This window comes from Paenibacillus sp. sgz302114 (assembly GCF_056120345.1).
The window spans coordinates 364,183-378,429 of record NZ_JBVYOI010000002.1 but is presented as its reverse complement, the minus strand read 5'-3'; the positions used below and the strand labels follow the sequence as shown (position 1 = coordinate 378,429).

The following is a 14,247-nucleotide window of genomic DNA, read 5'->3' as shown; positions in this document are numbered from 1 at the left end:
TTGGACGTTGGGTTCTTTTTTTGTTGTTTAAGAAATTATACGCTCACTGATCAAATATGCTCTTTCAGCTCCAAAACGAACTCGAAATTTGCTGAGTACACTTATACGTGCTCTCGGAGCAACCCGCCCCCCGCTCGCTGCGTAAAAATGGAGCTGAGAGAGCAAATATGCTCTCTCAGCTCCAAAACGAACTAAAAAAATTGCTGAGAGTACGTATGCGTGCTCTCGGAGCAAACTGCCCCCCGCTCATCGCGTGAGAATGGAGCTGAGAGAGCAAATATGCTCTCTCAGCTCCATAACTAACTTAAAAAATTGCTGAGAGAACGTATACGTGCTCTCGGAGCAAACTGCCCCCCGCTCGCCGTGTGAAAATGGAGCTGAGAGAGCGTAAATGTACTTCTGTCAATAAAGTAGACACAGTAAAATGGTCATCCAATTTGCTTAGTCTTTACGCTTTTGAGGTACAACGACTCAAAGCGGCACCTCAAGCTCCCCCAAACTCCTCAAACTCTCCAAACTCTTCGAACCGACACTAACTAGGGCTCATTGAACTCACTTCAGCTGTCTCGAGCTAGTCCCAGCCGTCCCCTTTGCGGGAAGAGAGTACTCCAAGTACCTACACTGGCGGAAAAGTTGAGGATCAGGTGGAAGAGAGTACTCGAGGTATCTTTATTGGCGGAAAAGTGATGAAGTAGGTAGAAGAGAGTGCTCCAGGTAGCTGCATGAGTGGAAAACCGGGTATGGCGGGAAAGAGAGTATTCATGGTATCTACATTGGTGGAGAACCGAAATTTGGAGGGAAAGAGAGTACTCGAGGTATCTACATTGGTAGGAAACAGTCGTATGAAGAGAAAAAGCAGCTGTCCCCAACTAATCCCCGCCATCCCGACATGCAGGAACATTCTAACGAATCTCAGAGACGTTATTTGGACAAAAAGAGCTCAGTAGAAAATCTAACGAACCATAGACACGCTATTGCGTGCAGATAGGCCTTATTTTGCTGGAAAACAATCAAATAACGTTACTGGTGTTCGTTAGAATCGAGAAATGCCGATTTTTCGGCGAATAGATGCTTCTGAGTTCGTTAGACGAGGCTCCATCTTGAGGGCGAGGTTTCTAGCTCCTGAAAATGCAAAAAAAAACCGTCACTGCATCAGCTGCAGGACGGCGCGTGAACATTCCATTGGGTTGTATTGTTGATTGCGTTTTTTCATGAGATCTATCCGGTGCTGGACCGATGTGTACGGCTCCTGGATGATTTTGAACCATTTATCGATCGTCTCTGTCGATTCGAGCATTTCGCCGAAGCCGCTCGCGACGAAGTATTCGCAGTTGACTTCTTCTTGCCCTGGGATTGGCTCGTAGAACAGCATCGGGATGCCTTTGCTGAGCCCTTCCGTACAAGTCATGCCGCCGGGCTTCGTAATGAGCAAATCGGACAGATCCATCAGCTTATTAATTTCTTTTGTAAATCCGAGCACCTTAATGTTAGGGTGTTGGAAGTTCGGATCTGCGAGCATTCGCTCGCGCACCTTGTCGTTGTTGCCAACACAGTAGATGAGCTGGACGGAGTCGCGGTAGCGCGTCATATACGATAGCAGATCGTCGCTGTACATAATCCCCCAGCCTCCGCCCATAATAAGGACGGTCGGCAGTGCTTTCAGATCAAACTGCGCTTGAAGCTCCGACCGGTCATACGTCTGCCAGAAGTTCGGATGCACCGGGATGCCCGTGACCTGAATCCTGCTCGCCGGAGTACCACGCTCGATTAGCTTCTTCTTTACGTCCACAGTTGATACTAAATATTTGTTCACTTCGGAGCTAGTCCAAGTGCCATGCGCATCATAGTCCGTAATGAGCGTGTAGAGCGGGACGTTGAGACCAAGCCGCTTCAGCCTCGCCACGACGGCATTCGGAACGGGATGCGTGCAAACGATAAGATCGGGCTTCAGCTGCGTGATCACCTGCTCCGTATGCTTATAGAACAAACGGTGCAGCGCGAGCTGCGTGAATCTGTTCAATGATTTCTTATATTGTCTGCGATAAAGCGTACCGAGAAGTTTCGGCTGCTTTGTAACGGTTCTGCGATAGGCGGATATAATTAATGGCCCAATAACCGGATTGAGAAAATTGCCCAGTTCGATCACCCGGGTTTGAATTTGAGGATCTAGCGAACGCAGGCCGACAGCTAGTGCATAGGCGGCTTGGGTATGGCCGGATCCGAACCCTTCGGATAAGAGCAATACTCGTTTTTTACGCATTTCTTCACCTGCTTCTCTAACCGGATCAACAACTCATATTTAATGCTCCTACTCAATATTACGATGCATCAGAACACAACACAAGATTGGAATTAGCACTTGCAGTTGCTTGGCGCATTAAACTATTCTAAAAAATAGGAGATTTGTGCTCCTATATAGACGAATGAGAATGGAGTGGATGAATGATGCAGCAAGAAAAATGGATTCCGGAGATTGGTACAACTGTAGCCTTTACCTATAAAACAGGACAATATGCAGGGGAAGTCATGGAAACAAACGGGCCGCGCGCGCTTCTGAAGGTGCTGGCTGTGCTCAAGCATCCTGAGCAAGGCGATTTGCACAATCCGTACAACCCGGATGTGCCAATGTTTCACGAGCGCAGAGCGCTGAGCTACACGGAGAAAACGAATGTCCCATATGGCGATATCGGTCCGTTCCGCGGAGAGCTGCCTTCGTACAAAGAATCCCTCGATAAAGCAGTGCAAGCCGAAATCGAAGCAATTGATAAACTGAAGCGCTGGGCGGAGCGCGGTCTGGAGCAGCTGCAGCAGCTGGCGAAGGAGTACAAGTAAGAAAGTAATAAAGTAATAAAGTAAGAAACACGGACAAGCAAAGGATATAATAAAGGCAGCCTATCTGCCGCAGCCTTAAGGAGCTGACATGTATGAGCAAGCAAATTCTTGCACGTGAAATTTACGCAGCATCGCGATTGTCGGGGGAGTTCACGCTCCGATCCGGCCAGCAGTCGGATACGTATTTTGACAAATACATGTTTGAAGCGAACCCTCGTCTGTTAAGCGCCATTGCAGCCGAGCTATCCTCACACATTCCGGTTGGCACACATGTGCTGGCGGGGCTTGAGATGGGCGGCATTGCGATTGCAACTGCGCTATCCTTACATACGAATATATCTGCTGCTTTTGTCAGGAAGCAAGCGAAGGCATACGGTACAAGAAAGATTGCGGAAGGCGCCGAAGTCCAAGGACGGAAAGTATGTGTCGTCGAAGACGTCGTTACGACAGGCGGACAGATTCTGCAAAGCGTGAAAGAGCTGCGGGATGCTGGCGCGATTGTGCAGGATGTCGTCTGCGTCATTGAGCGTCACCCGGACGGACGAGCCAATTTGGAAGCGGCAGGGTTGAAGCTGCATGCACTGCTCACGATGGATGAGCTTGTAAATTCCGCTGAATGATCGGTAGTAGGAAGAGCATAGATCATAACAATCGACCGAATGACTATATTGTATTTCTGGTCAGTTTCTGATAATATGAGTGTCAACGAAGTTATAAAGGAGCTGCGGCGTAATGGAACAGAAGAAGCCGGTCGATCGCAGGCTGCAGATTGTTGAAGCGGCTGCGAAGTCTTTTGCCATGTTTGGTTACAAAGCGACGACGATGGAACTGGTATCCAAGATCGCTGCAGTCGGTAAAGGCACGATTTATACGTTTTTCGCTACGAAGGAAGATCTGTTCAGCGAAATTATCGGTCAATTATGCGCAGAGCTGCGTGTGCTTGCGGAACGAATCATCGACAGGGAGCGGAATTTCTTCGATAATCTAGCTGCTGTGCTGCACGAGCTGTTGCTGTTCCGCGAGAAGCATGAACTGATTGTGAAGCTGTCTCAAGAAGTGCGCGACATCGGCACGCCGATGGCGAAGGACGGCATCGCGAAGATGGAAACAGCGATTCATACCTTTATCCAGCATGAGGTTGAGCTTGCGGTACAGAAGGGCGAGCTTCGCGCAGTAAATCCTGGGCTGACAGCTTTCATGATGCTGAAGATGTATGTCGCGCTCGGTGCAGAGTGGAACAAGCATCACGAGCCGCTGACACGCGAAGAGATTGCTGCCTATTTTACTTCGCTGCTACGCGACGGGATTACGGCGAGCTAGCCTAATTTCAAAAAGCAAACACGATAACAATAAAGAAAGCGGCAGATGCTGCTTCTTTTTTTGAAATAAATTGACCGAAAGTACAATCCGGTCATTTGTTCAATAACGAAATTGAGAGGTGTGAGGAAAAGTGAAGGCTTTATCATTTACAGGCAAGGAGTTTGTGCGCATTATGCGCAATCGGAAGCTTATTATCTCGATTATCGGCGTCATGTTCATTCCTATTATGTACAGCGGCATGCTGATCGGCTCCTTCTGGGATCCGTATGGCAAGCTGAACGAGCTGCCAGTCGCCATCGTGAATGAGGATGCAGGCGCTCAGTTCAAAGGGAAATCGCTTGCCGTCGGCAGCGACCTTGTGAAGGAGCTGAAGGAGAACGAGGATTTCAAATGGGATTTTGTCGATCGCGATGCTGCCAAACAGGGGCTGCAAGATGGGAAATACTATTATGCCGTAGAAATACCGTCTTCCTTCTCGCAGCAAGCAACGACGCTGCTGGATGAGAAGCCGCAGCCGGCGGAGCTCACGTACATGTCTAACGACAGTGGGAACTACTTGGCTGCGAAGATCGGACAGAGCGCGATTTCGAAGCTGCAGTCGGAGATTTCGCAGCGGGTGACGAAAGCGTACGCGGAGGCCGTGTTCGCGAATATCGGCGAAGCGGCGGATGGCATCGCCAAAGCGAGCGACGGTGCAAGCCAGCTGAGCAGCGGCGCCACTGATGCGAACACAGGCGCTGAGAAGCTGCGCGATAACGTCGCGAAGCTCGCGAGCAGCACGGAGCAGCTTGCAGGCGGCGTAGCGACGCTGGGTAAAGGCGCGGAGCAGCTTCATAGCGCCACCTCGCAAGTAAGTGATGGCGCGGCGGCATTGTCCGCCGGCCTCGGCAAGCTTGAAGCTGCTGGCGGCAAGCTCAGCGGCGGCGCGGATAAGGCTGCCTCGGCCGCGAAGCAGCTGGCCGACGGGCTTGCTGCGGCGAAGCAGGGCAGCGCGCAGCTGGCCGGCGCAGCCGCGAAGCTGTCGGCGGCGCTCGACGCATACGCCGCCGCGCAGCCTGATGCAGCGCAGGATGCGGCGCTGCAAGGTCTTATCGGCGCAGCCCGCGAGGTATCCGCGGGCGCAGCCGGGCTCTCCGGCGGCAGCGCGAAGCTGGCCGCCGGCGGCACGGAGCTGCAGCGCGGGCAGAGCCAGCTGCAGCAGGGGCTTGCGGCGCTGGAGCATGGGCTCGCTAGCGCCAATGCTAGCGGCGCCAAGCTCGCAGCTGGCGCGCACAGCACCGCGGATGGCGCCGCGAAGCTAGCTGGCGGCGCAGCCGCCGCTGGCCGCGGTGCGGCGCAGCTTGCCGATGGGTCCGGCAAGCTGGCAAGCGGCTCCGCCGATCTCGCGAGCGGCACGGCCAAGCTCGCGAACGGCTCAGCCGAGCTATCGAGCAAGCTCGGCAGCGCCGCAGGCGAAACGGGGGGCATCATCGGAACCGATGCCCTGTACGACATGTTCGCGAAGCCTGTACAAGTCGAAGAAGAGAAATTGACTGAAGTGCCGAACTACGGCACGGGCTTCGCGCCTTACTTCCTATCGCTCGGTCTGTTTGTTGGGGCGCTGCTGTCCACGACCGTTATGCCGATGCGCGAGACAGGAACACGACCAACCTCCGGCTGGAGCTGGTTCGTTAGCAAGCTGTCGCTGTTCGCCATCGTTGGTCTCGTACAAGCGACAATTGCCGATCTGATTCTGATTTACGGCATTGGACTGCATGTGAACCATATGGGCGCATTCATCGGCATGTCGCTGCTAGCAAGCTTTACATTCATGATGATTATTCAGTTCCTTGTCACACTGCTGGATAATCCGGGCCGCTTCGTCTCCGTCATACTGCTTATCTTGCAGCTGACTGGCAGCGCCGGCACGTATCCGTCCGAGCTTGTGCCGTCATGGCTGCAGCATGTTGGCGCTTGGCTGCCTATGACTTACACGATCAAAGCGTTCCGCGAAATCGTGACAGGCAACGAGCTGGAGATCACAGGCAGCATGGCGATCCACGTCGCTCTGTTCGCAGTCGTCTCCGCAGTGCTGACGCTGCTCGTCTTCATCATGATGCACCGCAAGGAGAAGCGCCAAGCGGCAGCTCCAATCGAGCTGACAGCATAACAACCACCTTGCAATTTTTAGTGGAGCCATCTGCATCGATACCTCCAATAGATGTGGATTGACACTTTCTCGACAAATCGATTATACTGGGAAAAATTTCATTAATCTCTACCGTTCAAACGGGGGCTCTTATCTTTAAAGTCGAGGAGACTGGCGGGAAAGAGCCCCTTTTTCTAAGAAGATTCGGACAGGAGAATACGGTCAGGCCATCGCTGGCGTTCTATAACACTTTCGAGGAGCTTGATCTGATCGCTTCCGTGTCATGCGTCTGAAAGACCGGTCGATATTGAGCTGAATATGGAGGGGGATGAATTCGATGGGCACCAATTTTCATAAGCAAATCGGCGGCCTCGTGTCTGCGATTGCTAGCAGCTATCGTGAACAGTCGCACACGATTTCTCAGGATGCCAAAGATTTGCCTAGTCGGGATACGATCATCGAAGTCATTCATCTGCTAAGAGAACTACTGTTCCCGGGCTATTACGGAAAAAAGAATCTTGTTAACGCGACGATCGAGTACCATATTGGCGATTTGCTTATCAGCATTGGTGAGAAGCTGCGCGAACAGATTGCATCCGCGCTGAAGCATCAGTCGTCTTACAATCCGAGCCACGGCTCGGATGAGGATGCGGATGCGACATCAGATGCCGTCATCTATGAGTTTCTGAGCCAAATTCCCGAGCTGCGGCGCGTGCTGGCGACTGACGTCAAGGCCGCTTTCACTGGGGATCCTTCTGCCGAGAATACGAGCGAGGTCATTTTCTCTTTCCCAGGCATATTCGCCGTAAGCATTTATCGCTTGGCGCATGAGCTGTACAAGCTGTCCGTCCCGCTCATCCCGCGGATTATGACCGAATACGCGCATAGCGTAACCGGCATTGATATTCATGCTGGGGCAATAATCGGCGAACATTTCTTCATCGACCACGGAACAGGAGTCGTTATCGGCGAAACGACGGTTATCGGCAATCATGTTAAGATCTATCAAGGCGTGACGCTCGGTGCGTTATCTACGCGAGGCGGTCAATCGCTGCGCGGCGTGAAGCGTCATCCAACACTTGAAGATGAAGTTACAGTCTATTCCGGCGCATCCATTCTGGGCGGGGAAACGGTCATCGGCAAAGGCGTAGTCATCGGCAGCAACGCGTTCATTACACGTTCGGTTCCGGACGGCACCAAAGTGAGCGTAAGAAATCCGGAGCTTGTCTTTAAAGGCCGCTTGCCCCAGGAGTTCAAACAGGAATTTACTGCAGATTGGGTAATTTGATCCGTGCATGACAAAAGACGCCTTCAGCACCACTGTTCGTGGTTGCGAAGGCGTCTTTTGTATTGCCATTGGTGTATATTACATTTTACTGATTAGCCTTGAATAAACACCGTCACAATCGGCTTCCGATAAACGACCTTATAGCCGAGTCCCTTCGACAATGCGGCGAGAGGCAGGTAGGTGACGGAATTTCCGCCAACCTGCTGCAAGTAAGCCGGTGTTTCGAGCGGCACGGATTGGCCGATCACTTTCATCGTCGTTGCACCGATTGTGAACGCGACTTTGTTGCTGCCGGAAGTTACCGTTGCGGTGCGCGTTTTGCCGTCCCAGGCAAGAGTTGCATGGAGCGCGTTCGCGATGTCGCGCATGGGCAGAAACGTCGTATTATTTTTAAGGACTGGTTTATTTGCGCCTGTTAGATCTTTGCCGTTCACCACGACACGAAGAGGTGCGCCTGCTTGAAGTGTTGCGGGATCACGGTACTCGCCCCAGATGCCATCCGCAAACTGACGGCCCATTACATCGTAACCAGACTGCTTCGGATGGATATCTCCCTTTAATATGTACGTGTAGGTAAACTCGTTGCCGAGGAACGGCTCCGATACATCGACCATACGCACATCGTACCTTTCTTGCTTCAGCTTCCCAGCAAGCGCTTCGGCCAGTGATCTCAGCTTTTCTACGCCGTTAGTCAGCACCTTGTACTGCTCTTCTGTAACCGCCTTGTTAATTATAGAAGGCGCCGGCACCGGCAAATATTGATCCGCGAAAACGAGCGTCGCTTTCGGATTCAAGCTCAGAATGGTCCGAATCGAAGCTTCGAGCGTCGGGATGTAGCTATCCAAGTGGCTGTCCAGCCGCGTTTGCAGCTGATCTGCGCTCAGCGACTCTTCTTTAATTTCATCGAAGAGCGACAGGAAGTCATTGCCGCCAATGGTCATAATGACAAGATCGGCTTTCTTCAGATCAGCGGCAAGCTGTGCGGATTTGGCTACCGTCTCATCGGCAAGCGGGTATGTAGACAGATTCGGTTGAATTTGCTCCGCCGTCACTGACTTGCCAGCTGCCGCGGCGTCTAGCAGTCCTTTCAAACCGGAAGACTTCAAAGCGATAATGCCATAATTATTCAATTCAGCATCGTCATGATAAAGCGCCTGCTCATAAACGCGCTCCACGTAGCCATACGGAATCGACTTCACGGTCATGCCAAGCTCGTAGCCTGCAGTAAGCGAGTCGCCGACAGCAACGATATGCAGCGGCTGATTCACTTTCGCCTGCGGGGCAGCTGGAGCCGCCGATGATGCTGCTTGCGTCGCGTCAAACTGAACTGCCGATGCATTTCCTGTACTCATTACGTTCGCAGGTGCGTCAGCATATGATCGATAAACCTCGGAAGACCCGAGCAAAAGTGCAACTGCCGTTAAGGATACAAACCATTTTGGTGCTTTCCTGAAATTACTAAACAATAAATCCACATCCTTTTGGTTATTTATGCGTTACAATGGGTGTACAATTTTCTGAGAATTTTTCAGATTGCTGCTGTGATGTGTTAAAGAAGTCTTATCATTACCATAAAAATATTAAATTGAAATTCATTGCGTTCTGGTGGTACAATCAAATAATAACAAAAATTCGTACACCCGCTGTTTCACAAGAAGGATGCTGAAGAGCACGGCATGCTGTACAGCCGCCTCAGCGTCTTTTTTTCGAATCATTCAGGATGACCTGTCTGTTTGGGCCCTAAGCGGTGACCGCGTGTACACCTTCATTCTAAGCGATTATCCGCTGGAATTGAAGCCGGATTCCATGAATAAGAATCCATTCCTCCGTTTATTTAAAAATTTCTCATAGAAAGGTTGCATCCAAGTGAAAGAGAACCAGTCAGGATTGCCGCCGAAGCAAGGTCTATACGATCCGCAATTTGAGAAAGACGCCTGCGGAATGGGCTTTGTGGCTAACATCAAGGGAATTAAATCACACACGATCATCCAACAGGCACTGACCGTGCTTGAGAACATGGAGCATCGCGGTGGCCAAGGCAGCGAGCCGAACACAGGGGATGGAGCCGGGATCTTATTGCAAATTCCGCATACTTTCTTTGCCCGTGAAATGAAAGAGCTCGGCACACAATTACCGGCAAGCGGCGACTATGCAGTTGGTATGCTTTTCTTGTCCCAAGACGAGAGCATTCGCAGCAAGCATGAACGCGAGCTGGAAGCGATCATCCGCGAGGAAGGTCAAACTTTGCTAGGCTGGCGTACCGTTCCAACGAACGACGAGAAGCTTGGACACTCTGCGAAGTCGGTTAAACCGTTCGTTCGCCAAGTGTTCATCGGGAAAAGTGCTGAGCTTCAAGATGAGCTTGCCTTCGAACGTAAAATCTACGTCATTCGTAAACGTGCGGAGATTGCGATCCGCTATTCCGGCGCTGAAGGCGCTGATAGCTTCTATTTCTCCAGTATGTCCAGTAAAAAAATCGTGTACAAAGGGATGCTTACAACCGAGCAGGTTCGTTCCTTCTACGTCGAGCTTAATGATGAGACGATGGAAACGGCGCTCGCGCTCGTACACTCCCGGTTCTCCACGAACACGTTCCCAAGCTGGGAGCGCGCGCATCCATACCGTTATCTCATTCATAATGGCGAGATCAACACGCTTCGCGGCAACGTGAACTGGATGCACGCTCGTCAAACGATGTTCGCTACGGAATTGTTCGGTGATGATCTGGCGAAGATTAAGCCAATCATCAATCCAGACGGCTCCGATACGGCGATGTTTGACAACACGCTTGAATTCCTCTATCTCTCGGGACGTTCGTTGCCGCATGTGGCAATGATGATGGTACCGGAGCCTTGGTCTAACCACGAAGGCATGAGCGAAGAGAAACGTGCATTCTATGAATACCACAGCTGTTTGATGGAGCCGTGGGACGGACCAGCCGCAATGGCGTTCACCGATGGCACTCAAATCGGTGCGGTTCTTGACCGGAACGGTCTTCGCCCAGCTCGTTACTATGTAACGAAGGACGATGTCATCATTCTCGGTTCCGAAGCAGGCACCGTTCACATTGATCCAGAAAACATCCTATATAAAGACCGTCTTCGTCCAGGCCGTATGCTGCTTGTTGATACAAAAGCAGGCCGCATCGTATCGGATGAAGAGGTTAAAGCCCAAATCGCTTCGGAGCACCCATACCGCGAATGGCTCGATGAGCATCTCGTAGGTCTGGATGAGCTTCCGGATGCGCCTGAATTGCCAGAGCCAAGCCACGAAACGGTAGAACAGCGCCAGCAGGCGTTCGGCTATACGTTCGAGGATTTGCGCAAAGTGCTTGAGCCAATGGCAGGCAGCGGCGTTGAGCCGATCGCTTCCATGGGTTATGACGCGCCGCTTGCGATTCTGTCGGAGCGCCCGCAGCGTTTGTTCAACTACTTTAAGCAAATGTTCGCGCAAGTAACGAACCCGCCGATTGACGCGATTCGTGAAGAGATCATTACAGCGACAGGCACAACGCTTGGACCTGAGCGCAACCTGCTCAACCCTGAGCCTGAGAGCTGCCGCCATATCAAGCTGGCAACACCAGTATTGTCGAACGAAGAGTTCGCGAAGCTGCGCCATATTCGCCGTCCGGGCTACAAGTCCATCACGCTTCCTACGCTGTTCACAGCGGACAAAGGCGAAGAAGGCTTGCGCTATGCTCTGAAGCAAATGTGCGAAGCGGCTGACCGCGTTATAGCTAAAGGTCATAATATTCTTATTCTATCCGACCGCGGCGTAGATCGTGAGAATGCGGCAATTCCGTCGCTGCTTGCTGTATCTGCTCTGCATCACCATTTGATCCGCGAAGGTACGCGCACGAAAGTCAGCATCCTGCTTGAATCCGGCGAGCCGCGTGAAGTGCATCACTTTGCACTACTGCTTGGCTACGGCGTAAGCGCAGTGAACCCGTACCTCGCATTCGAGACGCTTGATGACATGATCCGCCAAGGCATGCTGCGCGGCGTGAAGCATGATAAAGCGGTGAAGAACTTCATTAAAGCTGCAACGAAAGGCGTCGTTAAGATCCTGTCGAAGATGGGCATCTCGACAATCCAATCGTACCGCGGCGCACAAATCTTTGAAGCGGTTGGTCTGAAGGAAGATGTTGTTGACCAATACTTCACATGGACACCGACGCGTATCGGCGGTATTGGCCTTGATGTCATTACGGAAGAAACGCTTAAGCATCACAACCGTGCGTACTCCGAGCAAGAGGGCCGCGTAAGAGAGCTTGACTCCGGCGGTGAGTATCAATGGCGTAAAGACGGCGAAGATCACTTGTTCAGCCCGCAGACGATTCATACGCTGCAGATGGCTTCCCGTAACAACGACTACAAGCTGTACAAGAAATTCTCGAATCTCGTGCAAGGTGAAGATAAGAAGCATCTGACTCTTCGCTCGCTGCTCGAGTTCAACTTCGACGCTGATCCGGTACCACTGGATGAAGTAGAATCCGTGGAATCAATCGTGAAGCGATTCAAGACTGGCGCGATGTCGTATGGCTCAATCAGTAAAGAAGCACATGAGGCGCTTGCAATTGCGATGAACCGCATCGGCGGCAGATCCAATACAGGCGAGGGCGGCGAAGATCCAGCTCGTTACATTCCAGATGCGAACGGCGATTCCCGACGCAGTGCGATCAAGCAAGTTGCATCCGGTCGTTTCGGCGTAACGAGCAACTATTTGGTCAATGCCGATGAAATTCAAATCAAGATGGCGCAAGGCGCGAAGCCAGGCGAAGGCGGTCAATTGCCTGGACGCAAAGTATACCCTTGGGTTGCTGAAGTTCGCGGTTCGACGCCAGGCGTAGGTCTCATCTCGCCGCCGCCGCATCATGATATTTATTCGATAGAGGATTTGGCTGAGCTCATTCATGATCTCAAGAACGCTAACCCTCGTGCACGTATCAACGTGAAGCTCGTTTCCGAAGCTGGTGTCGGCACAATCGCAGCCGGCGTAGCGAAGGGCCGTGCAGATGTTATCCTCGTCAGCGGTTATGACGGCGGTACAGGCGCTTCTCCACTTGCATCGATCCGCCATGCGGGTATGCCGTGGGAGCTTGGCCTCGTTGAAACGCATCAAACGCTGATGATCAACAACCTGCGTGACCGCGTCGTTGTTGAGACTGACGGCAAGATTATGAACGGCCGCGACCTTGCGATCGCAGCATTGCTCGGCGCAGAAGAATATGGTTTCTCGACAGCTCCGCTCGTCGTGCTTGGCTGTATTATGATGCGCGTGTGCCAATTGGATACTTGTCCGGTTGGTGTCGCAACGCAGAACCCGGATCTTCGTCAGAAGTTCATGGGCGATCCAAGCCATGTAGCGAACTTCATGCTGTTTGTTGCGCAGGAGCTGCGTGAAATTATGGCTGAGCTTGGTTTCCGTACGATTCAAGAGATGGTCGGTCGCGTTGATCGCTTGAAGACCAAATCGCTGATCGAGCACTACAAGCTTAAAGGTGTTGATCTGACTCCGCTGCTGCATCAAGTGGAATTGCCGGAAGGCGCTGCACGGTTCTGCACGCAAGAGCAGGATCATAAGCTTGAAGAATCGCTTGATATGCAGAAGCTGCTGCCTCTGGCACAGGCTGCAATCGAATCGGGTGATAAAGTTCGCGCTACATTGCCAATCACGAACATCAACCGCGTAGTCGGTACAATCGTGGGTAGTGAAGTGACTCGCGCTTACGGTGCGAAGGGCTTGCCTGAAGATACGATTTCGTTCCACTTTGTCGGCTCCGCTGGCCAAAGCTTTGGCGCGTTCGTACCGAAGGGTATTACGCTCTCCCTCGAAGGCGACTCCAATGACTATGTCGGTAAAGGTCTATCCGGCGGTAAAATCATTGTAGCTCCGTCTCCGAAAGCAACATTCAAAGCAGAAGAGAACGTCATTATCGGCAATACAGCGTTCTACGGAGCAACTGGCGGCGACGCTTACGTCAGCGGTATCGCAGGCGAGCGTTTTGCAGTTCGTAACTCCGGCGTGAATGTCGTTGTCGAAGGCGTTGGCGACCACGGCTGTGAGTACATGACAGGCGGCCGCGTTGCAATCCTTGGCGTCACAGGCCGTAACTTCGCGGCTGGTATGTCCGGCGGCGTCGCGTACGTGCTTGATGAAGCAGGCGATTTCTACAAGCACTGCAACATCGAGATGGTCCTTCTGGAGCGTATCGAAGAGCAGCGCGATTCGGATGAGCTTCAGTCGATGATTCAGCGCCATGTGGATTACACGGGCAGTGAAATCGGCAAACGACTGCTCTCCGATTGGGAGACGTCCAAACAGAAATTTGTTAAAGTTATCCCGAAAGACTACAAGCGGATGCTGCAGCAAATCGAGAAGATGGAGCAATCCGGCTTAGTCGGAGATGAAGCGCTTCTCGCAGCTTTCGAAGCGAATATGAAAGAGCTCGCTCGTGTAGGCGGGAACTAAATAAAGAGCCTGACAAAAGAAGCCGTGTAGCGAGATGTTTCGCTGCCGGCTTCTTTTTATGTCAATAATTTTACCATCCGTTATTTAAATTACCATATATCGACAATAATAGAAGCGCCATGTGAGATTAGTCCCACATCCTTCGACACCCTTTTTGATTTCATTTGGATATAATGAGAAAAGACAAGTAGAGAGAGGACAATAAAGG

8 protein-coding genes are annotated in these 14,247 nt (G+C 51.9%); 6 read left to right on the top strand and 2 right to left on the bottom strand.

All coding sequences use genetic code 11. The annotated features are described in order from the left end of the window. Positions 1-1,144 precede the first annotated feature (1,144 nt). A complete protein-coding gene (locus AC0LWF_RS06825) occupies positions 1,145-2,260 on the bottom strand; it encodes an MGDG synthase family glycosyltransferase (protein WP_474650795.1) in 1,116 nt (371 codons plus the stop codon). Between the two features lie 182 nt (positions 2,261-2,442). Here AC0LWF_RS06825 and kapB point away from each other — a divergent pair, with 182 nt between their 5' ends. From kapB to AC0LWF_RS06800, 5 genes are all read left to right on the top strand, one after another. Next, on the top strand, positions 2,443-2,832 hold the full coding sequence (kapB, locus tag AC0LWF_RS06820) for a kinase-associated lipoprotein KapB (RefSeq protein WP_474650794.1): 390 nt from the start codon (positions 2,443-2,445) through the stop codon (positions 2,830-2,832). Positions 2,833-2,924: 92 nt separating this feature from the next. Continuing rightward, on the top strand, positions 2,925-3,452 hold the full coding sequence (pyrE, locus tag AC0LWF_RS06815; protein WP_474650793.1) for an orotate phosphoribosyltransferase: 528 nt from the start codon (positions 2,925-2,927) through the stop codon (positions 3,450-3,452). A 112-nt stretch (positions 3,453-3,564) separates the two neighbouring features. Then, positions 3,565-4,152, top strand: a complete 588-nt coding sequence (locus AC0LWF_RS06810) for a TetR/AcrR family transcriptional regulator (RefSeq protein WP_474650792.1) — start codon at positions 3,565-3,567, stop codon at positions 4,150-4,152. Positions 4,153-4,282: 130 nt separating this feature from the next. Further along, positions 4,283-6,301 (top strand): YhgE/Pip family protein, encoded by a 2,019-nt coding sequence (locus tag AC0LWF_RS06805; protein WP_474650791.1) that lies wholly within the window; start codon positions 4,283-4,285, stop codon positions 6,299-6,301. Positions 6,302-6,617: 316 nt separating this feature from the next. Beyond that, positions 6,618-7,568, top strand: a complete 951-nt coding sequence (locus tag AC0LWF_RS06800) for a serine O-acetyltransferase (RefSeq protein WP_474650790.1) — start codon at positions 6,618-6,620, stop codon at positions 7,566-7,568. 92 nt (positions 7,569-7,660) lie between these two features. On the opposite strand, the gene AC0LWF_RS06795 is transcribed toward AC0LWF_RS06800, so the two are convergent. Next, entirely contained in the window at positions 7,661-9,034 is a 1,374-nt protein-coding gene (locus AC0LWF_RS06795) for an SGNH/GDSL hydrolase family protein (RefSeq protein WP_474650789.1), read from the bottom strand. Positions 9,035-9,434: 400 nt separating this feature from the next. Between AC0LWF_RS06795 and gltB the strand changes: the two genes are divergently transcribed. After that, entirely contained in the window at positions 9,435-14,039 is a 4,605-nt protein-coding gene (gene gltB, locus AC0LWF_RS06790) for a glutamate synthase large subunit (protein WP_474650788.1), read from the top strand. Positions 14,040-14,247 lie beyond the last annotated feature (208 nt).